This window comes from Streptomyces sp. 11-1-2, assembly GCF_003595545.1.
In the GTDB taxonomy this organism is placed as follows: domain Bacteria; phylum Actinomycetota; class Actinomycetes; order Streptomycetales; family Streptomycetaceae; genus Streptomyces; species Streptomyces hygroscopicus_B.
Window position 1 is genome coordinate 3,785,311 of record NZ_CP022545.1, and the last position, 23,036, is coordinate 3,808,346.

Genomic DNA, 23,036 nt, shown 5'->3' on the forward strand with positions numbered 1-23,036 from the left:
TCAGCTACACTCACGACAGTATCATTCAATACTATCTCGCATTTGACTATCGTCGAGCGTCAACGCTCAGCCCTGCCCAGGGCTCCCCGCCCCGGGCGTCACTCTTGGAGAAAGTTCATGGTCACGCTGCTGCACATCGACTCGTCCGTGCTTCCGGGCGAGGCGTCCTCGTCCCGTTCGGTCGCGGCCGCCTTCCGCAAGGCATGGGAGGAGCAGCACCCGGAGGGCACGGTGATCTACCGCGACCTCGCCGCCAACCCCGTCCCGTATATGACCGCCACCGCCTGGTCCGCCGGTTACACCGCCCCGGCCGAGCGCACCCCGGAGCAGTCCGTGGCGTTCGCCGTGCGCGAGAAGCTCATGGAGGAGCTGGAGCAGGCGGACGCCGTCCTGATCGGCGCCCCCATGCACAACTTCTCGATCCCCTCGACCCTCAAGGCATGGCTGGACAACGTGCTCCTGCTCGGCCGCACCGCGGGCGAGTCCCCCTCCGCCGAGGGCACGCCGGCCGTCGTCGTCGCCAGCCGCGGCGGCTCCTACGCACCGGGCACCCCGCGCGAGGGCTTCGACTTCGTGCAGAACTACCTGGAGGCCGTCCTCAAGCGCACCCTCGGCCTGGACCTCGACTTCATCGTCCCGGAGCTCACCATGGCCCCCCGCAACCCGGCCATGTCCGACCTGGTCCCGCTCTACGAGACATCCCGCGAGCGTGCCTTCGAGGACGCGGCCACCAAGGCCATGGACCTCGCGAAGCGCGTCGCCGCATAGCCCGCGCCGGACGATGGACGCCGCGTGACACCGAGCCCCAGGAGGTCACACGGCGTCCTCGTCGGCCTAACCCTCCGCCGGATAGGCGAACCGGTTCAGCAGATCCGTCAGCCGCTCGGGCTCGCCGGGCCCCAGCTCGGCGACCAGCCGCTCAGCCAGCGGCTCCGCCGCCACATGGGCCGCGTCGAAAAGCTCGACACCCTGAGGCGTGATCTCCACCGCCCGCACCCGCCGATCCCCCGGAACGGCCTTCCGTACGACCAGCCCCTTGCGCTCCAGGTCGTCCACGACCCGCATGATCCCCGCCTTGTCCGACCCCGTCGCCGCCGCCAGGTCCCGCTGCACCGTGGGCCCGCAGTCGACCAGCACGATCAGCACGGCAAAATGCCGCAACTCAATGCCGAGCGGCCGAAGCGCCTCCCCCATCACCCCAGCCGCCCGCCAGTGCGCCCGGCGCAGCAGCAGCCCGAGAGCGAAGGGCGAGGCATCCCCGGCGCGGCCGGTCGCACGTGAGGCGGTGGAGTGGTGAGGAACATCGGCGGTCATGAGGCCACATTACAGCCATTCATCCGGTCGATACGGTTTCACTTGAAACCAAATCCGGCGAGCAGGCTTTCGCGGCGATCGTTGACGCCACCCCCTCCCCGCGGCTGGCCTTCGAGCCGGAGAGGGGCTCACCAGCGGCCCACCTCCATGCCCTATTCGGTCTCGAGGAGCCTCAGCAGCATCCGACGCAGTTCAGACTGGTCTCGTTCGTCGAGCCGCGCCATCATCGTCGAGAACTCCGAGGCCAGAGCTTCGAGGGCCTTGGCGCGCACTCGCCGCCCCTCGGGAGTTGTCGTGAGGCGATGGCGGCGCAAGTCGCTCTCGTCGATCTCTCTGCGCACCAGCCCGCGGTCAACGAGGTTCCGCAAGTACGTCGTGATGCTCGCCTTCGGAAGCATCAGCTTCCGGGTGAGCTCGGCTGGGTACTTGCATGCGTCCACCTCGTCGAGAACGAAGAACTCCTTCGTCTCCAGCCCCAGCTCTTCGAGCTGCGGGGCGGCAGCGTTCATGACCCTGGTCAGAAGTCGTTGGTTCAACTTCCACAGCTCAGCAGCGTCATCCGTCGGCATGGCATTCCTTGAGATATGGTACGGCCTTGAGCTAGTTCGGTTTGGAACTAGCTGGAAACCGAACAGCTCCGAAGGATTCTACGCGGAAGGCGCTGACCCCTCATGCCACAGCACATCTCCATCCCTCGCGGCGCCATCGATCTCGCCGCCGATCTCTACCTCCCGGAGGGCTTCGACGCCGCGGAACCTCAGGCCGCGGTCGTGCTCTCCACGCCAGGGAGCAGCGTCAAGGAGCAGATAGGTGCGAACTACGCGTCCCGACTCGCCGAGAACGGCTTCGCCGCCCTCACATTCGACCCTTCCCATCAAGGACAAAGCGGTGGGCAGCCTCGTGACCTCGAGGATCCTTATCGTCGCGGCGAAGACATCTCCTACGCGATCGACGAACTGAGCACCATCCCCGGCATCGATCCACAGCGGATCGGCGCGCTCGGCATCTGCGCCGGTGGCGGCTACGCCGTGCACACCGCTCGCACCGATCACCGCATCAAGGCGATCGCCACGGTCGTCGCCGGCAACATGGGCGAGTCCTGGCGCGGGCCCGGCTTCTCCCCCAACGGCCCCGCCGCAACACTCGATGACCTTGCCGCGGCGCGGACGCGAGAGGTCATCGGGCAAGACCTCGAACGGGTCAACTGGCTGCCGGACACCCTCGAGGACGCGGCGGCGGCCGGATTCACCGACATCGACACCACTCAGGCGATCACGTACTACCGAACGCCAAGAGGCGGCAACGAGCACTCGACCAACCGTCGCCTTCGCCGCAGCGACTCGCTGCTGCTCGGCTACGACGCCTTCCACCTCGTCGACCAGCTGCTCACCCAACCGCTCCAGGTGATCGTCGCAGGGCGCCAGGGGAACACCGGCCAGTACGAGGCAGGCATGAAACTGTGGAAGTTGGCCCCCAACCCCATCGATCTGCTCATCGTCGAAGGCGCCGGACACTACGAGATGTACGACGAGCCCCGATACGTCGACCAGGCAATTGAACGTCTGACCGCCTTCTACGGCGAGTATCTGTAGCCGTTGGCCTGGGGTCGCCCTTCCTACCAGGCGTTGTCCGTGCCGAGGAACAGCTCGGCGATCCGCCGCTCGCCCCCGGCGCGTTCGAGCCCGACCGTGTAGAAGCCGGTCGCGACCACGCCCCCGCCCCCGCCCGCGTTCGACGTGAGCATGAGGTAGGCGTGCACCAGCGCCGTGTCGGCGTCCGCGCTGTGGAAGACGGCGTTGGCCAGGTTGCGCCGGCCGGCCGGGCCGAGGGCCACTTTCCCCGGGCGGATCGCGGCGAGGTGGGCGCTTCCCCAGCCGGGGGCGGCCTTCAGCCGGGGGCGGCCTTCGCGCTCATGCGACCGTCAGCACGATCTTGCCCTGGAGGTGTCCCTGGGCAGCTCGCTCGTGCGCCGCCCGGGCGTCCTCGAGCGGGAAGGTGCTGTCGATCGCCACGCGGATCGTGCCGTCCGCGAGCAGGCGCCCGATCTCGGCGAGCTGCGCGCCGTTCGAGCGGACCTGGGCGGCCGTGACCGTGACGCCCAGCTTCGCGTTCTCCTCGTCGTCGAACTCGCCGAAGTACACCGGGTAGAGGGATCCGCCGCGCTTGAGGGTGCGCAGGAAGCGCCTGCTGTCGGGACCCCCGACAGTGTCCAGGACGAGATCGACGTCACGGGCGACATCCTCGGGCCGCTCCTTGGTGTAGTCGATGAACTCGTCGGCGCCGAGCTCGCGCAGGAACGTCTCGTGGGCGCCGGAGGCCACGGCGACGACGCGGGCCCCCTTCCACTTGGCGAGCTGGAGAGCGAGGTGCCCCACGCCACCGGCGGCGCCGTTGACGAGCACGGTCTTCTCCCTGTCGAGCGCCATCGGGCGGTGCTGGGCCGCCTGGAACGGCGAGGGATGGTCATGCCCGAGCTCGATCAGGAACTGCCACGCGGTCAGCCCCGACATGGCCAGGGCGGCGGCGTGCACATGGTCGACGCCGGCCGGCTTGCGGGCGAAGTCGGACGCCGGCGCGGTGACGTACTCGGCGTAGGCGCCGGCCTGGAGCGCGGTGGGAAAGCGCAGCAGGCCGAGCACCTCGTCTCCGGCCGCGAAGCCGTCGACGTCGGCGGCGACGGCTTCCACGACGCCCGAGACGTCGGTCCCCGGGATCAGGGGGAGATCCATCGAGGGCTTCAGCTCGGCCGGTACGTCGGGCATTCCCTCGCGGGCGTACCAGTCAGGAGGGTTGATGCCGACCGCGCGCACGCGGACGAGCACCTCGCCCGGCCCCGGTTCGGGAACGGGCACCTCCTCGTGACGCAGCACCTGGGGGCCGCCGAACTCGTGCAGCCGGATCGCCTTCATGGTCTGTGTGGGCACAGCTCTCTCCTGCGTCTCCCCGCGGGGTAAACTAAGTGAACCACAGATCCGTTTTTCCGGACCAGTGATCCGATTATACGGGTCAGTGATCCGGATATTCAAGGGAGGGCAGATGAGGGCGGATGCCCAGGCCAACCATGACCGTCTGCTGGCCGTCGCCGGCGCCGTCATCACCGAGCAGGGCGTCGACGCGTCGATGCGCGACATCGCCCGCCGGGCCGGGGTCGGGCTGGCGACGCTGTTGCGTCACTTCCCGACCCGGGAGGCGCTGCTCGAGGCCCTGCTCCGCACGAGCTTCGACGAGCTGACGGCGCGGGCGGCCGAGGTCGAGACCACGAGCTCGCCTCAGGACGCGGTGATGTTGTGGCTGCGCGACTTCGTCGCGTGCACGAAGAACTACCGCGGCGTGGTGACGGCGATGGTGAAAGCGATCGAGGACCCCGAGTCCGCGCTCCACACCTCCTGCGTCACCATGCGCGCGGCCGGCACCCGGCTCCTCACCCGAGCCCAGGGCGCGGGCGTGGCGCGGACCGACATCGACGGCGCCGACCTCTTCGCCCTGGCCTCATCACTCGCCTGGCTCGGCGACCAGCCCGGGCTCGAGGCGCGCGCCGAGCACCTCTTCGGGGTGGTGGTGAGCGCGATCCTGACGGATCGAGCGGTGTGACGCCGGATCGCACACCTCTCAGGCGGCGAACGCGTCCACGCCGGTCAGCTCGGCGGACAGCGCCCACAGGCGGGCGGCCTGCTCCGGGTCCGTGGCCCACTCCTTGACGCCGACCCGGGAGCCGTCCGCCGGGGCGGGCTCGGCGATGTCGCAGTCCTCCAGGTAGACGCCGCCCATGCCGTTCAGCCGGGGGGAGGTCGCCGCCCACACCTGCGTGGCCGCACCCTGCTCCGGTGTCTTGAACGCCTCGGGGTGGAGCAGGTTGCCGTCCGCGTCGATCCAGCCCCGCTCCACCATCTCCTGCTTCGGCAGATGCCGCTGAAGGGGAGTGAGGATGCCACCGGGGTGCAGCGAGAAGGCCCGCACACCCCGCTCCCGGCCGAGGCGGTCGAGCTGCACGGCGAACACCGCGTTCGCCGTCTTGGCCTGGCCGTACGCCTCCCACTTGTCGTAGCCGTGGCGCCAGTGGACGTCGTCCCAGCGGACGGGGGAGGCATGGTGGCCGGTGGAGGAGACCGAGACGACGCGGGCCCCGCCCGGCTCGATCGCGGGCCACAGTCGGTTGACGAGGGCGAAGTGGCCGAGGTGGTTGGTGGCGAACTGGGCCTCCCAGCCCGGCCCGACCCGGGTCTCGGGGCAGGCCATGATTCCCGCGCTGTCGATGACGATGTCCAGGGTCCGGCCCGAGGCGAGGAACCGCTCGGCGAAGCCGCGCACGCTGTCCAGGTCGCCGAGGTCCAGTTCGTCCACCTCGACACCGTCGATCCCGGCCAGGCCCTCCTGTGCCGCACCGACCCGGCGGGCCGGGACCACGACACGGGCGCCGGCCTTCGTCAGCGCGCGCGTGGTCTCGACGCCGATGCCCGAGTAGCCGCCCGTGACCAGGGCGAGCCGACCGGTGAGGTCGATGCCCGCGAGGACGTCGTCGGCGGTGCTCCGGGCGCCGAAACCCGAACCGATCGTGTGCTGGGGTGTGGTGCTGTCGCTCATGGCGGCACGCTACGGATTCGAGTGCGCTCGAAGTCAAGCGCGGCCCGCGGCGGTGGTCCGGACGGGCCGCGAACAAGGAAGCGGCCCCGACCGGACGGGCGAATCGCGCCCCCACGGCTTCGCCTCCGGCAGGCTGCGCTGAAGCCCTTCCGAAGCTCTTCCGGCCGTAGCCCATCAACGCTCGGCGTCAGCCCGAAGTGACCACGACGGCGCTGTGGAGGTCAGACGGATCGAGGCACGATGCTCACCGCGCGGTAGTCGTACCCGTCCTGTTTGAAACCGGGGGCTTCCCACTCGAGGTCCACCCGCTGTCCGGGCGACAGCGTGCGGAAACCGGTCGCCTGGATGTCGGAGAAGAGGCCGAAGCAACCGCCCGGCGTCTCGGGCGAGTCGAGCACCCCCCAGCCTTCCTCATCGCTCCACTCGCGGACAGTCGCAGTCACCATGGGGGAACCCTACGGCTTCCGCTCGGGCCCGGGGAACTCAAGCCCGTACCGGCGGCCTTGAACCGACCAGGGCGGCGCATGAGGGTCAGGAATTCATGGCCGCTCGGTCGGACTCGCTGCGCAGAACGCAGAATTCGTTGCCTTCGGGATCAGCAAGGATTGCCCAGCCTGAGCCCGGATCCACCGGCTTGATGCCGGTGGATGGTTCACCCAGAAACGAAGAAGTGCCTTGCGACCTGCGATGATGGGTTTTTCTAGGACCACATCAGGCACGATCGACAAGGCACTTCCGAGATGCAATCTTCCCATGCCGCGGCGGCGGGTCTCATCCGCGTTCGATGACCCGAACCTGATCGCGTACGGCGGGCTGGAGCCGGTGGTGCGGCTGGCCGAGCGGTGCGGTCTGCCCGCGCTGGTCGGGGAAACGGATCCTAGTACGGCTGAAGGGGTTGGACTATCCGTTGTGTGCTTCGAGCTCGGTCGCCAGCGTCTGTTGGGTGGCCGCCCACGACGCCAAGAGCGCCAAATTGTCAGCGGTCGGTGTGCCCGCGGGTGCGGTGTAGATGTTGAGGTGCAGGCCGGGTTCGGCGGGCAGTTCCAGGGACTCGACGTCCAAGTCGAGCTGGCCCACGGCCGGATGGTGCATACGCTTACGGCCGGACCGGTGCAGCCGCACGTCCTGAGATGCCCACCGCTGCCGAAATAGCTCACTGCACGTTGACAGTTCGCCGACCAGGGCGATCAGCTCCTCGTCGTGCGGATTGCGGCCGGCTTCCATGCGCAGCTTCGCAGCCACGGCACCGGCGACTTGGTCGTAATCGACAAAAAAATCTCTGGCCGCCTCGGGCTTCAGATAGACGAACCGCGCTGTGTTCGCGGGCCGTCGCGAATCGGCCAGCACCGGTGAATACAGCGCGCGAGCGAGTTGATTCATGGCGAGCACGTCATAACGGCCGTTACCGATCCAGGCCGGCGCACCGGAGATCGCGTCGAGCACCTGCTGCAGCGTCGAGCGCACCGCCACGGCAGGCCTGCGCCGGCGTGGACTGCGGGGCGCCCTCGATTGGCGCGCGAGGTGGAACAGGTGGTCGCGCTCGGCCTCGTCGAGTTGCAGGGCAGAGGCCAACGCGTCGAGCACTCCGTCGGAGGCACCGGCGAGGCTGCCGCGCTCCATGCGCACGTAGTAGTCGACCGATACCCCCGCGAGCAGCGCGACCTCCTCGCGGCGCAGACCTTTGACCCGGCGGTTGCCGCCGTAAGCGGGCAGGCCCGCCTGCTCGGGTGCGATGCGGGCGCGACGCGAGCTGAGAAACTCCCGGATCTCGGTGCGTGGATCCATCGTGGCCATCCCCCTACCATAGGCCCGTTCAGCCGTACTAGTCAGTGGCCCATGACGGGGGGAGTACCCGTTGCAGTCGTCGCGGTGCCGCCATCTACCGGGATGATGGCGCCCGTGAGGTAGGACCCAGCCCGGCTGGCGAGAAACACGGCGGCACCCGCCATGTCGTCGTCGCGGCCGAGCCGGCGCAGTGGGGCCGCCGCCGCGATCTTGTCGCCGATGGCATCGAGCGTGGCCCCCATCATCTGCGACGGGAAGACTCCCGGTGCTACCGCGTTCACCGTGACGTGCTGTGGACCCAGCTCCCGGGCAAGCACTCTGGTGAGCTGATGGAGAGCCGCTTTGCTGCTGGCGTACGAGTAGGTGGGCGCCTGGGCGACGTGGATGGCGGCGATACTGCCGATGTTGATGATCCGTGCCGGATCATCGGCGGTTCCCGCCCTGCGAAGTGCGGGAAGCAGTGCCTGCACCAGCCAGAACGGCGACTTGAGGTTGAGGTCGAGCACTGCATCCCAGGCCTCGTCCGGGAACGTCTCCAGCGGCTCGCTACGCATCGCTCCCGCGTTGTTGACGAGGATGTCCAGGCGTTCCGAGTCGGCCATGACGAGATCAGCGAGGCGCTGGCACTCGTCGTGCCTGGACAGGTCGGCGGGAATTGCTTGGACGTCGCCGAATTCGGATAGCAGCTGCTGTGCCTCCGCGCACGTGTCCGCATTACGTGAGCTGATGACGACGCGGGCGCCCGCCTGGAGAAGGCCGCGCGCAATCATCATCCCAATGCCCTTGGTGCCGCCAGTGACAAGTGCGTACTTCCCACTCAGATCGAAAAGTTCCGCGTGAGTGGTGAATTGGTTGTCCGTCATTGGTATCCGTTCCTTCTGTCGTGTCAGAATGCGCCGACACGGTCACGCATTCGGGGCAGCAGCTGAATTGAGCTGATGGAGGTAAAGCTGCAGTGCGTGTCCATGGAGTGCTGTCGGTGCTTTCGACTCACGCCAGGTTGACAGGCGTTGTGCACATCTGGGAGACCCTGGTGATACAGGTACTGTCAGAACCCCCTTTCCTGGTGCGCTGAGTCCGGATCACCCCGGCTTGATGCCGGTGGATGGTTCACCCAGAAACGAAGAAGTGCCTTGCGACCTGCGATGATGGGTTTTTCTAGGACCACATCAGGCACGATCGAGGCACTTCCGAGATGCAATCTTCCCATGCCGCGGCGGCGGGTCTCATCCGCGTTCGATGACCCGAACCTGATCGCGTACGGCGGGCTGGAGCCGGTGGTGCGGCTGGCCGAGCGGTGCGGTCTGCCCAAGCTGGCCGGCGAGCACGTCCGGCTGCCCGCCTCGAAGGACGGCACCGGCGCCTTCCCAGCGGCGAAACTGATGTCGTTGGTGGGCGGCATGGCCGCGGGCGCCGACAGCATCGACGACATGGACCGGCTGCGGCACGGCGCGATGGGCCGCCTGTTCTCCGGAGTGCGGGCCCCGTCCACGCTGGGGTCGTTCCTGCGCTCCTTCACCCACGGGCACGTGAAGCAACTGCACGCCGTGGCCCGCCGGTTCCTGCACGAACTGGCCCGTCACACCCCGCTGCTGCCCGGCGCGGACCAGGCCGCATACGTGGACATCGACGACACCATCCGCCGCACCCACGGCTACGCCAAACAGGGCGCTGGCTACGGATACAGCAAGGTCAAGGGCCTGAATGCACTGCTCGGCGTCGTCTCCACACCCCTGTCCGCCCCCGTGATCGCCGCCACCAGGCTGCGCAAGGGACCCTCGAACTCCGCGCGCGGGGCGGCAGCGTTCGTCGCTGAGACCATCCGCACCGCACGCGCCTGCGGCGCCAGCGGCCTGCTGGTGCTGCGGGCGGACTCCGCGTTCTACGGCGCCGACGTCATCAACGCCTGCCGGGCCCTGGGTGCCCGCTTCTCCATCACCATGCGGATGAACGCCTCCGTCAAAGCCACCATCGCCCGCATCGACGAGGACGCCTGGACACCGATCAAATATCCCCAAGCGGTCTGGGACGAAGAGGGCCAGTGCTGGATCTCCGACGCCGAGATAGCCGAGATCCTCTACACCGCTTTCACTTCCAAGCCGAAGAAACAGCAGGTCACCGCCCGACTGATCGCGCGCCGCGTCAAGCGCCTGAGCGCCGGTACCGTCTCCGCCGGGCAGGGCACGCTCTTCGACACCTGGCGCTACCACGCCGCGTTCACCGACTCCCCGCTCGCCTTGAGGGATGCCGAGCGTGATCACCGCCGGCACGCTGTCGTCGAGCAGGTGATCGCCGATGTCAAGAACAGCGGCTTCGCCCACGCGCCGTCCGGTCATTTCCAGGCCAATGCCGCGTGGCTCGCCCTGGCGGCGCTGGCACACAACCTGACCCGCGCCGCCGGCACCCTGGCCTCCGCGTTCCATGCCAGGGCGACCACCGCCACCATCCGTGACCGCCTGATCAACGTGCCCGCCCGCCTGGCCCGCTCCGCCCGCCGCCTCACCCTGCACCTGCCCGAGCGCTGGCCCTGGAGCGAGGACTTCACCCAGCTGTTCAGCACGGTGCATGCACCGCCGGCCCTCTGACGCTCCCTGACCGACCTGCCCGAAAGGGCCCGAGACCTGTGGACAGAGTGGAAGAGCTGGGCAGACCAGCGGCCACCCCATGCCCGAATCCGCAACTCAGCCCCAGCACGGCCTGCACGACCCCGAAACGATCAACCGGGAATCAAGCCGGTGGATCCGGGCTGAACCATCGGGATTCCGGTGGTCGGCGATAAAGGTGGCGCCGAGGCCCAGCAGCCGGTCCACCTCCTGATCGCGCGAGGTCTCAGGGCGCAAACACAGATGAACCCGGTTCTTGATCGTCTTAGCCTCGGGCACCTGGTTGAAGTGCAGCACTGGGCCCTCCGCCAGCAGCACCTGAGTCTCCCGGTCCCCCGGTCCGTCCTCCGGATGCAGCGGACGGCCTGTCACACTGCTCCAGAACCGAGCCAGCTCATAGGCATCCGCACAGTCAATCGCCACGTTCTGCACTACCGAGACCATGCGCGCGAGCCTTCCTGATCTCCACGCCGCACGCCACCGAGTCGCGCTCAATCTTCGCCCACTTAGCTCAGGCTCCTGGCAGCATTTTCGATACACGCCGTAGGGGGTGAACGTGGAGCGCAGCTTGCTCATTCAATTGCTTGCGGGCGAGGACGAGGCAACGGCCGGCGCCCGTGCCGCTCTGGTTCATGGAGGCGGATACGTAGTCTGGGCTGAGGCGATGTGCGCGCGCCCGCTCACTCACGTCTACGACCGCCGCCTTCGACGCACCCGCGGGACCGGTCAGGAAACCGTGGGACTTGAGCGCACCGTGCAGCTCCTCGGTGAGCACGATCAGCCCGTTCGCCTCGGCCAGGTCAACAGCCCCGATGGCTCATGGGTCTTCATGCTCTTCCTCACAGAGGACGGCCGAAGGCTGGTTGCGTGCACCGGGGTAAAGCGGCAGACAAAGTGAGCACGGCTTGGGGAGTTCGATCAACGGGATGCCGCTGCAGGCCGCGGTGGAGGGTGCGTGGTCACCGCGTGCTGCTGAGGGCCGCGACCGTATGCCGTCCTTGATGTCAGCCGTGGATGTCAGGTAGGCCGAGGCACGATGGTCACCGCGCGGTAGTCCTACCCGTCCTGTTGGAAGCCAGGGGCTTCCCACTCGAGATCCACCCGCTGTCCGGGCGACAGCGTGCGGACGCCGGTCACCTGGATGTCGGAGAAGTGGCCGAAGCAACCGCCCGGCGTCTCGAGCGAGTCGAGCACGCCCCGGCCGCCGAGCTTGGCGTGCTCCGCGTCGGCTGGAGTTCGACGAGTCTGTCGGCGCCGTCCACGCGGGGTCATAAGCCGCTGGTCGGACCTCCCTCTGATGGCGATCACGTCGCGGTGAGGAACTCGCCAGCCCGCTCATCCAACTCAGCCGCACAGCGGGCACCTCGGGCCCGGAAGCGAGCGAGGTCGCTGCGCATACGCTTCACGGCCTTGCGGGTGCGGACGGACCGCACCCCGTCCATATGGTCCATCGCCCTGTTCCAGGTGGCACACGCCTGCTCGATGCTGCCGCTCTTGAGCTGCATCTCAGCGCTCGCCACCAAATCGAGGGCGACGATTCGCGCATAGCCTGCCGGGCGAGACACGGCGGCCCGCGCGTACTGCTCCGCCGCCGTCTTCCGATCGCCCAACGTCTCGTAGACCTTCGCATTGCGCGAGTAGACGGACGCCGCAGGCGGACCCCAGGCAAGAGCCCAGAACGGCACCTCGTCCCCGCAGTCCGCGGCCAGGAGCGTGCGCGCCCGCTCGGCCTCGGCGACCGCCGCTCGCCGCTGCCGGGACTTGGCCAGGGTGTGGGCGTGCACGACGCGGAAGAGGGATTCGGTCTGCACGTCCACCTTGCCCTTGGCCCGGCTGAGCCCGGTCTCGGCGAGGGCCTGGCAGTGCTCGGGCCGGTGCAGCTTGAGCCCTTGCATGGCCATCGTGCGCATCACGAACCCGTCGTGCCCGGGAATGCCGGACTCGACGGCGAGCGCGTAGGACTGCAGGTAGTAGCGCTGGGCCAGGCCCTGCTGTCCTGCGTCGTAGGACTTCCAGCCGAGCAGATGGACCCCCCGGCCGGCGGCGGAGAGCATGTGCCGGCGAATCTCGTCGCTATGGAAGCGGCCTCGGCACAGCGGGGCGACGTCGTCGCGCAGGTATTGGACCAGGGCGCTGCGGCCGTGCTGCCCGCCGTGGCGTTCGTCCATCTCGGAGAAGAGCCGCACCATGTCGCGGACCGCGGCGACTTCACCCATGCCGATGGTCCGGCCGGCGCGGGCGGCCGCGGTGCGGTCGGCGATCTCTCGGACGTACGACAGCGGCAGGCCGGCAGCGGCGACCGAGTAGGCGGACGTGCTGAGGAAGCGGCGCCGGTCCAATTCGTGCCTCCACATCGGCAGCAGGGCGTCCAGCGGATCCTCGCCGAGGGACAGCCCGAGGCTGTCATCCTCCTCTTCGTGTGTCGCGACGCCCAGATCCTGGAGGGTCAGCAGGCGGCCGAGCCGGCGGGAGAGCGCTACGGCGAGATAGCGGCCGGTGTCGCCTGCGGGGACGGCGCCACTGATCCAGTGCTTGATGGTCGACTTGTTGGTTCGCAACGCCGTCCCGCACTCGGCGGCCACTGCGCGCACCTCCTTGGCCAGGGCCTCGTACGTCAGCCCGGCCTCGGCGACGAGGTTCCTCAGCCGGTGATTCGGCGTCCGCTTGGTCATGAGTACCTGCCCCGTATACCCGATATACCGCTTTGCCTGCCCAACACCGTACCGCTGCCGTCACGGCCCGCGTTGACTATCCGTCAGGGCCATGCGGCCGGGGAACAAGCGGCTCCCCCGTCCTCGGCCGCCTGGCCAGGTACGACGTCCACGACGCGCCCATCCCGGGTACGAGGGACGGAACACCATGGAGGCAGAAATCATGAACACACAGTCCACCGCTCCCGTGTACACCGCTCCGATCGTCCTGGACGCCGGTGACGTCGTCGAGGTGACGTTGGGCACGAACAACTTCGACACCGCCGACGACACCCAGTACAAGAACGCCTGATCCATCGGCTGCCTGGGGCCGGGCGGGTGTGCGCCGCGGCCCGGCCCCGGGCTCCGGACGTGAACGGGCGCCGGGGTTTCGATGAGGTCCGTGTTGGGGCACGGCCGCCAACAGCCCGGTGCCCGCTCCGTTTCGACCAGCAAGAGCGATAGCGACGAGAGCAGGCGGCTGATGCGGTGGAGCGCAGGATGGTACGGAGCGAGCCGACACGATCGGCTACCGAGGAGCAGAAGGCCCGTACTGGGACTGGACGCGGTGTGGACCGTTGGCTGGCCCACCGGCCACGTCCGATCGGCAGGCTCCGGCCCGCTGGCACTGGCAGTCATCGGTGATTGCGGAGCCGACGACCAACAGCTGCGCCAGGCGCTGACGACCGTGCGGGCGAGCGACTGGAACGCGCTGACCTGCTGGCCCGGCTCCTATCTCACGATCGCGCGCAGCGGCGAATCCCTGGCCGTGATCGGCGATCTCGCCGGGCAGCACCCGGTGTACTGGCGGGCAGAGGCCACAGGAACGTGGTGGTCAACGTCGGCCGCGGCGCTGGCCGCGCTGGATGGGGCACCGTTCGATCCAGCCGTTCTCGCCGCTCACCTGGCCCTGGCGCAGCCGGACGTCTTAGGGCAACGGAGCCTGTTCCGCGCAGTGAGCCGCGTACCGACCGGCCATCTGCTGCTGGTCACGCCCGACGGGGCGAACACCGTCCGCTACGAGCCGGTCAACTACCAACCGTTGAACCTTCCCGATGCCGCCCCGCGGGTACGGGCTGAGGGCAACCCGTATCTGACCATGGCCGGCCTACGGCCGGACCTGTGGGCGCCCGGACACTCGACTCCCGCCACCGCGGCGGTGATTCAGCAGGACGGCGTGATCGTCGCTGACCATCGCGACTCACCGTCTCTGACAGTCCTGCGCGCCTGGCTCGCCGAGTGGGAGTCAGCGGGGCGCCCTGCCCCCGAGGTCCATCCCCCGCTCCTGGCCCGACGTGAGGACGGGCAAGGTCCGGTCGGCTGGGACTTGCGGCTCGCCGGTGCGCCCGAGACGTGTGCTGGTCCCTGACCTGCTTCGGCCAGGCTCCTGGCAGCACCTTCGATAGACGCTTGTCGCAGGATCATTCCTCCGCGTCGCGGACCAGGAGTGCGATCTGTACCCGGTTCTCGACCGTCAGCTTGGCGAACAGGCTGCTTGTGTGGGCCTTGACGGTCGCCACGCTGATGTGCAGCCGCTGGGCGATCTCCGGGTTGGCCAGTCCGTCCGCGATGGCCCGAGCGGTTTCGCGTTCTCGTTCCGTCAGGGCCGAGAGCTGTTTCCGTGCGGCTTCGCGGGATGAGTCGCGCGCGTGAGTGGACTGCGGGCCGGTGGCTGCGGCGATCACCCGTGCCGTGGCCGCCGGAGACAGCACGGGGTTGCCGTCCGCGACGGTCCGTACCGCGTCGAGGATCTGCGGCGGTGGGGTGTCCTTGAGGACGAACCCGAGTGCACCGGCGCGCAGTGCGCCGAGCACGAGATCGTCGGAGTCGAAGGTGGTCAGCATGAGCACCCGCGGCGGCACCGGTCGGGTGAGGAGTTCCCGGGTCGTGCTGAGGCCGTCACGGCCGGGCATCCGCACGTCCATCAGCACGACGTCCGGCCGCTGCTCGTCCACCACGGCGATCGCCGCGTCCCCGTCGGCCACCTCCGCGACGACGGTCAGATCCGGTTCGCCGTCGATGACGAGGCGCAGTGCCATGCGCACCAGTTGTTCGTCGTCGACGATGACGACACGCACCGGCTCCCGCTCGCTGTCCACTCATGTTCTCTTTTCGTGGGTGGGGTTCGGCCAAGGTAGTTGTGCGGTGAGGAGGTACCCGTTGTCGGGTGTGCGGTGGTGGTTGAGCTTTCCGCCGGCGAGGTCGATGCGTTCGGTGAGACCGAGCAGCCCGAATCCCGATGCCGGTGGTTGTGCGGTCGCCCTGGTGGCTGCGGAGTTGTGCACGCTGACGTGGAGTGTGTCGCCCGCTGTTCCTTCGACGGCGATACGTACGGAGGCGCCGGGGGCGTGTTTGGCGGCGTTCGTCAAGCCTTCTTGGACGATCCGGTAGCAGGTTCGTCCGACGACGTCGGACGGAACTCCCGTCACGGTGGTGGTGAACGTGACGTCCAGTCCCGAGGTGCGGGCGTCGGCCACCAGGTCGGGGATTCGGTCGAGGGAGGGTTGTGGCGGTTCCGGGCGGCCCGGGTCGGCCCGGAGCACACCGAGGACATCCCGTAGTTCTTCCAGTGCTTGGTGGGAGCCGTCGGCGATGCCGCGGACCAGCACGCGGTTCTCCTCGGCGGTGAGGTCGCCGCGGTGGCCCAGCACTCCGGCCTGCATGGCGACCAGGGAGATCCGGTGCGCGAGCACGTCGTGCATCTCGCGGGCGATCCGGTTCCGTTCCAGGGCGCGTGCCTGCGCCGCCCGTGCGCTCTGCTCCCGTTCCGCGCTCTCCGCCCGATCCCGCAGGGACCGCACTTCGACGCGGCGCGCGCCGATGGCCATGCCCACGGCCACCGCGATGCCCGCGATCAGCGCCGGGGAGGTGAGTTCGAGCCACCACGAGTCGGACGTGCGCTGGACCGGGTAGAGCCCGCCGGTGAACTGTGCCGCGGTCACGAAGGCCAGCCCGACGACCCCGCTCTCCACCGGACGGCGACGAGTCGAGAGCGAAACCAGCGCCAGAAACGCGGCGCCGGTGGCGAGCGCCGACGCGGTCGAGGCGATCACGACCGTCATGGCGACGGCGAGCGGGAACCGCCGCCGCCATACAAGCGCCGTCAGGCAGCCGAGAGCCACCAGCGGATCACCGATGAGGAACCACGAGCCCGTTTCGCCCGTCTGCCCCCGCAGCACCACACCCACGGAGAGCCAGATCGGTATGCCCGCTGCCGCTGCCGCTGCCAGCCGCCAGGTCTGCTGCCACCACCCGAGCCGTGGCGCGACGTCCGTGTTCACCTGGTCATTATCGCGAGACCGCGCGGCCGGTGAATCAGACCAGGGGTGGGGGCGACCTCGACCAGAGTCGAATCACCGCCTCGTCCTTGGTCGAAGGCGATGCGAGCCGCCGGGCCGATGTGCCGGCCGCGCCGCGCGAACAGACTCGTTCACGTGCCGAGACAACCGGACACGAGACGGAGAAACGCGATGCGCAAGGGTGGCTATGTGGCCCTTGAGGCGGTCGGGTTGGTGATCACAGCCCTGGCCGCCCAAACGGTGATCCGCGGATTGCTCGACCAGGACTCCGAGCTGCTGTGGGGCATCGTCGACTGGGTCCCTGGCGACCGTACCGGCCGACTGATCCTCCTCGGATTCATCGCGCTCGTCGGAATGGTGGCCGGTGGCTGGGCACACACCCGCCAGAGGCCGAACACCGGGCGGGGCCGGGCCGGTAATTCCGGCGGAGTCCGCGGCAGAGGAAAGGGCTGACGGCATCCGGGACGACGGGCCCGCCGCCGCAACCCCGCCTGGATCGACGTGCCGGTCCACATGAACGGCCGGCGGCGGGGCCGTACCGGGCCCGCCCGTTCCGGCGCCCCCCGTGCGCTCTGCGTCCCGCGTGCCCCATGCGCCCTGTGCACCCCTTTCACCCCATGCACCCCATGCACCCTTCAGGAGGACCTTCACATGCGTCGAACCCTGCCCCTCGCCCTCGCCACCACCGCGGTGGTGGCAACCGCAATGGCGGCGACCGCGATGCCGGAAGTATCGGTGGCAGCGGCGACGCCGGACACCGTGCGGTGGAGCCCGTGCTCGGAGAAGGCCGCCTCCTCCCGTCTCGAGTGCGCGACGCTCGAAGTCCCGCTGGACTACCGGGATCCGGACGGCCGGCAGATCAAGATCGCGATCTCCCGGCTGGCGAGCGAGAAACCGTCGCAGCGCCGCGGCGTACTGCTGACCAGCCCAGGCGGTCCCGGCATCACGGGACTGGGCTACCCGGCCGTTCTTGCCGCCTCAGGGCTGCCGCGGAAGGTGCTGGACTCCTACGACGTGATCGGCTTCGACCCGCGCGGGGTTGGCCGCAGCACGCCGGTGACCTGCGATCTGACACCGGAACAACAGAAACGCGGCAACCTCCCGCCGTACGCGCACACCGCGGCCGAGGTCGCGCGGGAGGCGGGGAACGCGCGGACCATCGCCGAGCAGTGCGCCACCTCCCGGACGGCGTGGATGCACCCGTACATCACCACCGCGAACACCGCGCGCGACATGGACCGGATCCGCGCGGCGCTGGGCGAGCCGAAGCTCTCGTACCTCGGCGCCTCCTACGGCACCTACCTCGGTGCGGTGTACACGACGATGTTCCCGGGGCGCAGCGACCGGATCGTGCTCGACAGCAACCTGGGCCCCGGCGGTTACGACGTCACGGCCATGCGGTTGTTCGCCCGTGGACTGGAGGACCGGTTCCCGGACTTCGCGGCGTTCGTGGCCGCGCACCCCGAGTACGGTCTGGGCACCACACCGGAGCAGGTGACCGCCAAATTCTTCGATCTCGCAAAGCGGTTGGAGGCGAAACCGGTCCAGGGCTACGACGGGACGTTGTTCCGCGGGATCACCTTCGACTCCCTCTACAGCGATGCGAACATGCCCCAGCTGGCCAAGACCTGGCAGGCGCTCGACACGGACCGGCCGACGCCGCCCAACCCGCCGTTGGCGAACATGGAGAACTTCATGTCCGCCCGTTTCTCGGTGATATGCGGCGACAATCGCTGGCCGGAAACGGTCCGGGAGTACCAGCGGAATGTCGCCGTCGACCGGCTGAGGCATCCGATGCTGGGCGGCTCCTCGGCCGGTATCGGACCGTGCGCGTTCTGGCCGGACAAGCGGGTCGAGCCGCCGGTGCGCATCGGTGACCGGGGCCCGTCGAACGTGCTCATGGTGCAGAACGAGCGCGACCCGGGGACACCGCTGGCCGGCGCCCGGAAGCTGCGGCGGGCGTTCGGGAAGCGGGCCACGATGGTGACGGCCGACCAAGGCGGGCACGGTGTCTATCCGTTCGGCCCCAACACGTGCGCGAACGATTCGGTGACGGCCTTCCTGACCACCGGACAGCGCCCGGCGCGGGACCTCGCCTGCGCGGCGGAGCCGGGCAAGTAACGGGGGCCGAGGCATGTTCAAGGACTTGCGGCATCGTCGGACTGTCCAGCGGGTCAAGCCCGGGGACGGGCGAGCGCTAAAGCGTTTCCGCTGGTGGCAGATGCTTTCCCGGGCACTGTTCTATCTTCGGCTGATGAACGACGACGGTCGGCAGACGGTCTACGCCGTCGACGTCAGGCATCAGTCGTCCGAGAAGGCCATAGCCCACCTGTACCTCGATGGCAGGCATCACGCCGAGTCCAAAGTCCCCGCCGTCTTCCCCGTCCAGGGCGGCACCGTCGAAGTAAGGGCGAGCACCTTCGGGCTCAAGCGCTGCCACTACGTCACCGCCGAGCGGGCCGAGCACCAGCTCATCCCGGACCCCCACTCCGCCGAAGGCCGCCGCGCCCGCCTCGACCGATCGCACCCCGCACTGAGCGGCTGGATCGGTCTCCTCTCGCTGACCGTGCTCGCCATCGGCCTGGTGATGCTGATCCTGCAGCTCGCCGAACAGGTCACCCGGGCGCCAGAGGGCGTCGCCCAGTACGTCGGAACCTTCACCTCGCCCATCGATCTACCGGCCTGGGGCAACGTCGCACTCGGGTTCTGCACCGTGGCGGCCAGCACCGAGCGGGCGCTGCGCCTGCGCTACCACTGGCTGCTCGACGGCGGGGCGGGATGAGGCGGTGAGCAAAGCCCCGTACCGATCTCGGTACAGGGCTTCGTCGCGGGTCCATCACTGTGGGCGCAGACGGGTTCGAACCGCCGACATCTGCCTTGTAAGGGCAGCGCTCTACCGCTGAGCTATGCGCCCTGGGGGAGGTGTCAGCCTACAGGGTCCCCGGGGTGGTGCCGCAATCGTGAAGACGGCCGGGGAGGAGCCCGTATCCGGGGCTCGGGCGAGAGAAGTCCGCAGATCGTGAACCGAACCGAGCGCTGTGCTCGTCTGTGTCGGGTGGGAGAATGACATTCGGACCTGGGCGATCCATCGGGAGCGGGTAGTGGCGGCGACATCTGCAGAGTCTGCGCGTCCATCGCGGGAGTCTGCGCGTCCGGCGGCCCGGGTGCGTCGTTCGGGCCGTCCCTCCGTGCTGGGGCTGATGTTGCTGCCGGTGCCGTTGTTGGCGGTGGTGGGGGCGCTTTCGTTCGCTGGTGGGAGCGGGGGGCGGCGGTGGTTCGGGGGCGGGGGGAGAGTCAGCGGGCCGAGGCGCAGGCGGCCAAGGACGCCGCGGCGGCGGCGTTCTATGAGCTGGACACGGCGCAGCGGGATCTGCGCATCTCCATCGAGACGATCACCGCCGTGGACGATTCGCCCGCCGCGCGCCGGACCGCGGCCGACTTCTCGGCGCTGGGGCAGCGGATCGACCAGGTCAGCCGGGACTACATCACGGCGGTGGACGCGCATGATCTGGACCGGGACGATCTGGACTCGGCGACGGCCTCCCGGGCCCGCACCGATCTGACCAGGGCGAAGGATGCGCTGGAGCGCACCAAGGGGGATCTGGACCGGTTCGCGCAGGGGCTGGGGCCGCTGCTGGAGCAGGCCGAGACGCGGCTGGCGCGGCTGGCGCCGGCGGTGGAGCGGGCGCGGCAGGCGCTGCTCGCGGCGAGTAACGCGCTGGACGCGGTGCGTGCGTCGGGGCTGCGGGCGGACGACCTGGCGGCCCGGCTGGCGGCGCTGTCGCCCGAGTTGACCAAGCTCAACCAGGGGGCCGGGCAGCACGGTGTGCAGGAGACCCTGCGGCGCGCCGATGATGTGCTGCGCAGGGCGGAGGCGGTGCGCGGGGAGGCCGAGCGGCTGCCGGAGCGGTCTGCGGAGATCGACAAGCGGCTGGTGTCGCTGCGCACCCGCGCCCAGGCGATCACCACGCGGGCCGCCGGGGTCGAGCCCGTCCTCAGCGAGCTGCGCCGCCGCTACAGCGCCGCCTGCTGGCAGGATCTGCAGTCGGTCCCCGCGCAGGCGGCGCGGGATGTGGCGCAGGCCGAGGAGAAGCTCAAGGAGGCGCAGGCGGCGCGCGAGGAGCAGCGCTGGCCGGACGCCACCGCGTTGCTGGCCACCGTAAGGGCGCTGCTGAACAGCACGGACGAGGCCGTCTCGGCGGCCGGGGACCGGCTGCGGCGGCTGGACGAGGTGTCGTTCGACCAGCAGAAGGAGATCGAGCGCACCCGGTTCGCGATCCGCGACGCGCAGCGGCTGGCCATGGCCGGGCGCTCCACGCCCGATCCGCGCCACGCACGCCCGCTGGACGACGCCGTGGAGCGCCTGGAGCGGGCCATCGCGGGGCTGGAGGGGCGGCATCCGGACTGGTGGCACTTCCTCTCCGAGACGGAGGCCGTACGGCAGACCGCCGCCCGGGTCGTCCAGGGGATTCGGGAGGAGCGGGGCAGCGTGCACTGAGCCCGTGCGTCAGGGGCCCTGTAGTTTCGGGGGCGACCTGCGGTTCGGTGGTTATGCTCCTGCCATGCCTCGCTATGAGTACCGCTGCCGCGCCTGCGGCACCACCTTTGAGCTGAACCGGCCCATGGCCGAGTCCTCCGCTCCCGCGTCCTGCCCGGACGGGCACGGCGACACGGTGAAGCTGCTGTCCACCGTGGCCGTCACCGGCGCCTCGTCCTCCTCCGCCTCCTCGGCCCGGCCCCCGTCCGGCGGCGGTGGCGGGGGCGGCTGCTGCGGGGGCGGCTGCTGCGGCTGAGGGTGAGCCGGTGTTGAGCTGCGGGGGAGCTGGTGCCGAGCTGCGGTTGAGCCGACGGGGGCGGGGGCGGATCCTGGGAGGTACGTATCCGTGCCGCGCCTCCGGACGTACGCGACGCACCCTGATGTGCGCGCGTACGTCGTGTACGCGACGGTGGCGTGGCGTCCGCGGGTACCGCCTCGACCGCGCAGAGAGCGAAGCCGAGGTCCGGCGCCAGCAGAAGGAGGCCGGAGATGGCTATGGGCCGCCCCTCCCCCATCGGTCCTCACCCCGCCGGAGTCGCACGGCACTTCCCGGAGCGGATCGGCGCGCACACCTCGCTCGATGAGCATCTGCCGATCGATCACCGGCTCAGCAAGTTCTATCGCGTCGGCGCCGGGCTCATGGGGCTGGTGCTCGTCGCCTTCGGCATCCTGGGCCTGATCGACCAGGTCGGCTTCTTCGACATCGGCGGTGACACGGTCGCCGGGCTGAACACCAACGGCGCGCTGAGCGTGCTCTCCATCGTCATCGGGCTGCTGCTGTTCGTCGGCATGGTCATCGGCGGCAACTTCGCCTCGACGCTCAACCTGGTGCTCGGGATCCTCTTCCTGCTGAGCGGGTTCGTCAATCTGGCGGTGTTGGAGACCACGTTCAACTTCCTGGCGTTCCGGATGCAGAACGTGCTGTTCAGCTTTGTGGTGGGGCTGCTGCTGATGTGGTTCGGCATGTACGGACGGGTCAGCGGCGGGCTGCCGCATGACAATCCGTACTGGGTGACCCGCCACCCCGAGCAGGCCGAACGCGAGGCCGTCCACGCCCGGGAGCTGATCGCCGCGCGCGGGCGTGCCGCCGAACAGACCGGTACGGCCGCCCCGCCGGGCACCCCGCTCACGCCTGAAGCCCCGGGCGGGCCGGGCGCCCCGGGCGGGCCTCTTACGGCCGATGCGGGGGCAGAGGGAGGCCGTGAGTCCGCGGAGCGCCGTGGGCCTGCCGAGGAGTCGGGTGAACGGCGCGGTCAGCCGCCCGGTAAGTGGGGCAAGCTGGATCAGCCCGGTGGCGCCGAGCCCACCGACAAGCCCGGGAGCCACCGCTGGGCCAGGTTCTTGCGGCGCCCCCGCTCTCGGTGACGCGGTTCGGCCCGGCCCTCGTGACGCGGTTCGGCCCGGCCCTCGTGACGCGGTTCGGCCCGGCCCTCGTGACGCGGTTCGGCCCGGCCCTCGTAACGCGGTCGGCTCGACCTCCGTAACGCGGTCGGCCCGGCCGCCTCAGCCGAGTCGGCGCGCGAGCGTCAGGCCGTCGGCGACGGTGAGCATGACCGCCTCCATCCGGACGTCCGCCGCCACATGATCGTTGAACGCCTGGATCGCGGCGCCCGCGGTCGACGGCGCCGAGGCCGTGACGGCCCCGTGGTAGAACACGTTGTCCGCGACGATCAGACCGCCGGGGTTCATCCGCGGGACCAGCTCCTCCCAGTACGGGATGTAGTTCGGCTTGTCCGCGTCGAGATAGGCGAGGTCGATATGGGGCTCGGCGGGCATCGCGCGCAGAGTGTCCAGCGCGGGCGCGATCCGCAGGTCGATGCGGGCCTCGACACCGGCCTTGGCCCACGCCTTCCGCCCGTACGCCGTCCACTCCTCCGACACATCGCAGGCGATCAGCCTGCCGTCGGCGGGCAGCGCCTGGGCCATGGCCAGCGCGGAGAAGCCGGTGAAGGTGCCGACCTCGACGATATGGCGGGCGCCGGTCAGCCGGACCAGGAAGGCCAGCAGCGGGGCCTGCTCCTCGGCGGACTGCATCCCGGCCTGCTGGGGGAGGCTGCGGTGGGTGACCTCGACCAGCTCGCGCAGCACGGGGTCGAGCGGCGGATTGTGCCGCAGGACGTACTCGTACAGCTCGGCCGTGATCGGTGTGCTCTTGCTCTCGGCCATCGCGGCCCCCTTCGGTCTGCTCGGCTTCCCGGACGATGTCGCACATGCCGACTGTGGTGAC

General features: G+C 69.4%; 24 protein-coding genes, 1 tRNA gene and 3 pseudogenes. 12 read left to right on the forward strand and 16 right to left on the reverse strand.

Annotated features, from left to right (window positions below; translation table 11 throughout):
* Positions 1–117 precede the first annotated feature (117 nt).
* Positions 118–768 (forward strand): NAD(P)H-dependent oxidoreductase, encoded by a 651-nt coding sequence (locus CGL27_RS16045; protein WP_119987672.1) that lies wholly within the window; start codon positions 118–120, stop codon positions 766–768.
* 66 nt (positions 769–834) lie between these two features.
* Here CGL27_RS16045 and CGL27_RS16050 read toward each other — a convergent pair whose 3' ends face one another.
* Together CGL27_RS16050 and CGL27_RS16055 are read right to left on the reverse strand one after the other, a co-directional pair.
* Complete coding sequence (locus tag CGL27_RS16050; RefSeq protein ID WP_078641164.1) at positions 835–1,314, reverse strand: MarR family winged helix-turn-helix transcriptional regulator; 480 nt, start codon at positions 1,312–1,314, stop codon at positions 835–837.
* A gap of 152 nt (positions 1,315–1,466) precedes the next feature.
* Complete coding sequence (locus tag CGL27_RS16055) at positions 1,467–1,883, reverse strand: MarR family transcriptional regulator (RefSeq protein WP_119987675.1); 417 nt, start codon at positions 1,881–1,883, stop codon at positions 1,467–1,469.
* A gap of 102 nt (positions 1,884–1,985) precedes the next feature.
* Between CGL27_RS16055 and CGL27_RS16060 the strand changes: the two genes are divergently transcribed.
* Positions 1,986–2,906: an alpha/beta hydrolase gene (locus tag CGL27_RS16060; RefSeq protein WP_078641166.1), complete on the forward strand. Its 921-nt coding sequence runs from the start codon at positions 1,986–1,988 to the stop codon at positions 2,904–2,906.
* Positions 2,907–2,929: 23 nt separating this feature from the next.
* On the opposite strand, the gene CGL27_RS16065 is transcribed toward CGL27_RS16060, so the two are convergent.
* Both CGL27_RS16065 and CGL27_RS16070 read right to left on the reverse strand, forming a co-directional pair.
* Positions 2,930–3,148 carry a hypothetical protein gene (locus CGL27_RS16065; protein WP_240450514.1) on the reverse strand — a complete coding sequence of 73 codons (219 nt, stop codon included), beginning with the start codon at positions 3,146–3,148 and terminating at the stop codon, positions 2,930–2,932.
* Positions 3,149–3,224: 76 nt separating this feature from the next.
* Complete coding sequence (locus CGL27_RS16070) at positions 3,225–4,238, reverse strand: NADP-dependent oxidoreductase (protein WP_205587705.1); 1,014 nt, start codon at positions 4,236–4,238, stop codon at positions 3,225–3,227.
* 112 nt (positions 4,239–4,350) lie between these two features.
* On the opposite strand from CGL27_RS16070, the gene CGL27_RS16075 reads away from it, so the two are divergent.
* On the forward strand, positions 4,351–4,905 hold the full coding sequence (locus tag CGL27_RS16075) for a TetR/AcrR family transcriptional regulator (protein ID WP_078641168.1): 555 nt from the start codon (positions 4,351–4,353) through the stop codon (positions 4,903–4,905).
* An 18-nt stretch (positions 4,906–4,923) separates the two neighbouring features.
* Here the strand turns inward: CGL27_RS16075 and CGL27_RS16080 are convergent, their stop codons facing one another.
* The 5 genes and pseudogenes from CGL27_RS16080 to CGL27_RS16100 form a co-directional block, all read right to left on the reverse strand.
* Positions 4,924–5,895, reverse strand: a complete 972-nt coding sequence (locus CGL27_RS16080) for an SDR family NAD(P)-dependent oxidoreductase (RefSeq protein WP_119987682.1) — start codon at positions 5,893–5,895, stop codon at positions 4,924–4,926.
* Positions 5,896–6,116: 221 nt separating this feature from the next.
* Positions 6,117–6,341: a cold-shock protein gene (locus CGL27_RS16085; protein WP_119987685.1), complete on the reverse strand. Its 225-nt coding sequence runs from the start codon at positions 6,339–6,341 to the stop codon at positions 6,117–6,119.
* A gap of 85 nt (positions 6,342–6,426) precedes the next feature.
* Positions 6,427–6,516, reverse strand: a pseudogene (locus CGL27_RS52010) (VOC family protein); the annotation flags it as partial.
* 279 nt (positions 6,517–6,795) lie between these two features.
* Positions 6,796–7,680, reverse strand: coding sequence for a helix-turn-helix transcriptional regulator (locus tag CGL27_RS16095; RefSeq protein WP_205587924.1), 885 nt, complete (start codon positions 7,678–7,680; stop codon positions 6,796–6,798).
* A 41-nt stretch (positions 7,681–7,721) separates the two neighbouring features.
* Positions 7,722–8,543 carry an SDR family oxidoreductase gene (locus tag CGL27_RS16100; protein ID WP_119987691.1) on the reverse strand — a complete coding sequence of 274 codons (822 nt, stop codon included), beginning with the start codon at positions 8,541–8,543 and terminating at the stop codon, positions 7,722–7,724.
* Positions 8,544–8,875: 332 nt separating this feature from the next.
* Here CGL27_RS16100 and CGL27_RS16105 point away from each other — a divergent pair.
* A pseudogene (locus CGL27_RS16105) lies at positions 8,876–10,265 on the forward strand (IS1380 family transposase).
* Positions 10,266–10,361: 96 nt separating this feature from the next.
* Here the strand turns inward: CGL27_RS16105 and CGL27_RS16110 are convergent.
* From CGL27_RS16110 to CGL27_RS16120, 3 genes are all read right to left on the reverse strand, one after another.
* Complete coding sequence (locus CGL27_RS16110; RefSeq protein ID WP_240450515.1) at positions 10,362–10,727, reverse strand: VOC family protein; 366 nt, start codon at positions 10,725–10,727, stop codon at positions 10,362–10,364.
* A 612-nt stretch (positions 10,728–11,339) separates the two neighbouring features.
* Positions 11,340–11,555, reverse strand: a complete 216-nt coding sequence (locus CGL27_RS50050) for a cold shock domain-containing protein (protein WP_162952798.1) — start codon at positions 11,553–11,555, stop codon at positions 11,340–11,342.
* Positions 11,556–11,587: 32 nt separating this feature from the next.
* Positions 11,588–12,955 (reverse strand): hypothetical protein, encoded by a 1,368-nt coding sequence (locus CGL27_RS16120; protein WP_119987698.1) that lies wholly within the window; start codon positions 12,953–12,955, stop codon positions 11,588–11,590.
* Positions 12,956–13,157: 202 nt separating this feature from the next.
* Here CGL27_RS16120 and CGL27_RS50055 point away from each other — a divergent pair, with 202 nt between their 5' ends.
* Both CGL27_RS50055 and CGL27_RS16130 read left to right on the forward strand, forming a co-directional pair.
* Positions 13,158–13,286 (forward strand): lasso RiPP family leader peptide-containing protein, encoded by a 129-nt coding sequence (locus CGL27_RS50055; protein WP_161561472.1) that lies wholly within the window; start codon positions 13,158–13,160, stop codon positions 13,284–13,286.
* Positions 13,287–13,541: 255 nt separating this feature from the next.
* Positions 13,542–14,342 (forward strand): hypothetical protein, encoded by an 801-nt coding sequence (locus CGL27_RS16130; protein ID WP_119987704.1) that lies wholly within the window; start codon positions 13,542–13,544, stop codon positions 14,340–14,342.
* A gap of 52 nt (positions 14,343–14,394) precedes the next feature.
* Here CGL27_RS16130 and CGL27_RS16135 read toward each other — a convergent pair whose 3' ends face one another.
* Both CGL27_RS16135 and CGL27_RS16140 read right to left on the reverse strand, forming a co-directional pair.
* On the reverse strand, positions 14,395–15,072 hold the full coding sequence (locus tag CGL27_RS16135; protein ID WP_119987706.1) for a response regulator transcription factor: 678 nt from the start codon (positions 15,070–15,072) through the stop codon (positions 14,395–14,397).
* Positions 15,073–16,254: a histidine kinase gene (locus CGL27_RS16140; protein WP_078641173.1), complete on the reverse strand. Its 1,182-nt coding sequence runs from the start codon at positions 16,252–16,254 to the stop codon at positions 15,073–15,075.
* 189 nt (positions 16,255–16,443) lie between these two features.
* Here CGL27_RS16140 and CGL27_RS16145 point away from each other — a divergent pair, with 189 nt between their 5' ends.
* The 3 genes from CGL27_RS16145 (at position 16,444) to CGL27_RS16155 (ending at position 19,054) form a co-directional block, all read left to right on the forward strand.
* A complete protein-coding gene (locus CGL27_RS16145) occupies positions 16,444–16,725 on the forward strand; it encodes a hypothetical protein (protein ID WP_119987709.1) in 282 nt (93 codons plus the stop codon).
* A gap of 198 nt (positions 16,726–16,923) precedes the next feature.
* Positions 16,924–18,393: an alpha/beta hydrolase gene (locus tag CGL27_RS16150; RefSeq protein WP_119987712.1), complete on the forward strand. Its 1,470-nt coding sequence runs from the start codon at positions 16,924–16,926 to the stop codon at positions 18,391–18,393.
* Between the two features lie 13 nt (positions 18,394–18,406).
* The gene (locus tag CGL27_RS16155) at positions 18,407–19,054 is read left to right on the forward strand and encodes a hypothetical protein (protein ID WP_119987713.1); all 648 of its coding nucleotides are present in this window, start codon (positions 18,407–18,409) and stop codon (positions 19,052–19,054) included.
* A gap of 60 nt (positions 19,055–19,114) precedes the next feature.
* Here the strand turns inward: CGL27_RS16155 and CGL27_RS16160 are convergent.
* Positions 19,115–19,186: transfer RNA gene (locus CGL27_RS16160), tRNA-Val, on the reverse strand.
* 286 nt (positions 19,187–19,472) lie between these two features.
* Between CGL27_RS16160 and CGL27_RS16165 the strand changes: the two are divergent.
* The 3 genes and pseudogenes from CGL27_RS16165 (at position 19,473) to CGL27_RS16175 (ending at position 22,174) form a co-directional block, all read left to right on the forward strand.
* Positions 19,473–20,770: pseudogene (locus tag CGL27_RS16165) on the forward strand (hypothetical protein).
* A gap of 64 nt (positions 20,771–20,834) precedes the next feature.
* Positions 20,835–21,065, forward strand: coding sequence for a zinc ribbon domain-containing protein (locus tag CGL27_RS16170; protein ID WP_078641178.1), 231 nt, complete (start codon positions 20,835–20,837; stop codon positions 21,063–21,065).
* 233 nt (positions 21,066–21,298) lie between these two features.
* Positions 21,299–22,174, forward strand: a complete 876-nt coding sequence (locus CGL27_RS16175; RefSeq protein WP_119987716.1) for a DUF4383 domain-containing protein — start codon at positions 21,299–21,301, stop codon at positions 22,172–22,174.
* A 138-nt stretch (positions 22,175–22,312) separates the two neighbouring features.
* Here CGL27_RS16175 and CGL27_RS16180 read toward each other — a convergent pair whose 3' ends face one another.
* Positions 22,313–22,975 carry a class I SAM-dependent methyltransferase gene (locus CGL27_RS16180; protein ID WP_119987719.1) on the reverse strand — a complete coding sequence of 221 codons (663 nt, stop codon included), beginning with the start codon at positions 22,973–22,975 and terminating at the stop codon, positions 22,313–22,315.
* Between the last annotated feature and the right edge of the window lie 61 nt (positions 22,976–23,036).

Bases quoted from the DNA above. Each gene is read 5' to 3' on its own strand.
- CGL27_RS16155 (WP_119987713.1), top strand. From the start codon at position 18,407: ATGTTCAAGGACTTGCGGCATCGTCGGACTGTCCAGCGGGTCAAGCCC.
- CGL27_RS16180 (WP_119987719.1), bottom strand. From the start codon at position 22,975: ATGGCCGAGAGCAAGAGCACACCGATCACGGCCGAGCTGTACGAGTAC.
- CGL27_RS16145 (WP_119987709.1), top strand. From the start codon at position 16,444: ATGCGCAAGGGTGGCTATGTGGCCCTTGAGGCGGTCGGGTTGGTGATC.
- CGL27_RS16110 (WP_240450515.1), bottom strand. From the start codon at position 10,727: ATGGTCTCGGTAGTGCAGAACGTGGCGATTGACTGTGCGGATGCCTAT.
- CGL27_RS16080 (WP_119987682.1), bottom strand. From the start codon at position 5,895: ATGAGCGACAGCACCACACCCCAGCACACGATCGGTTCGGGTTTCGGC.
- CGL27_RS50055 (WP_161561472.1), top strand. From the start codon at position 13,158: ATGAACACACAGTCCACCGCTCCCGTGTACACCGCTCCGATCGTCCTG.
- CGL27_RS16120 (WP_119987698.1), bottom strand. From the start codon at position 12,955: ATGACCAAGCGGACGCCGAATCACCGGCTGAGGAACCTCGTCGCCGAG.
- CGL27_RS16100 (WP_119987691.1), bottom strand. From the start codon at position 8,543: ATGACGGACAACCAATTCACCACTCACGCGGAACTTTTCGATCTGAGT.
- CGL27_RS16075 (WP_078641168.1), top strand. From the start codon at position 4,351: ATGAGGGCGGATGCCCAGGCCAACCATGACCGTCTGCTGGCCGTCGCC.
- CGL27_RS16150 (WP_119987712.1), top strand. From the start codon at position 16,924: ATGCGTCGAACCCTGCCCCTCGCCCTCGCCACCACCGCGGTGGTGGCA.
- CGL27_RS16085 (WP_119987685.1), bottom strand. From the start codon at position 6,341: ATGGTGACTGCGACTGTCCGCGAGTGGAGCGATGAGGAAGGCTGGGGG.
- CGL27_RS16170 (WP_078641178.1), top strand. From the start codon at position 20,835: ATGCCTCGCTATGAGTACCGCTGCCGCGCCTGCGGCACCACCTTTGAG.
- CGL27_RS16045 (WP_119987672.1), top strand. From the start codon at position 118: ATGGTCACGCTGCTGCACATCGACTCGTCCGTGCTTCCGGGCGAGGCG.
- CGL27_RS16050 (WP_078641164.1), bottom strand. From the start codon at position 1,314: ATGACCGCCGATGTTCCTCACCACTCCACCGCCTCACGTGCGACCGGC.
- CGL27_RS16095 (WP_205587924.1), bottom strand. From the start codon at position 7,680: ATGGATCCACGCACCGAGATCCGGGAGTTTCTCAGCTCGCGTCGCGCC.
- CGL27_RS16055 (WP_119987675.1), bottom strand. From the start codon at position 1,883: ATGCCGACGGATGACGCTGCTGAGCTGTGGAAGTTGAACCAACGACTT.
- CGL27_RS50050 (WP_162952798.1), bottom strand. From the start codon at position 11,555: ATGACCCCGCGTGGACGGCGCCGACAGACTCGTCGAACTCCAGCCGAC.
- CGL27_RS16060 (WP_078641166.1), top strand. From the start codon at position 1,986: ATGCCACAGCACATCTCCATCCCTCGCGGCGCCATCGATCTCGCCGCC.
- CGL27_RS16175 (WP_119987716.1), top strand. From the start codon at position 21,299: ATGGCTATGGGCCGCCCCTCCCCCATCGGTCCTCACCCCGCCGGAGTC.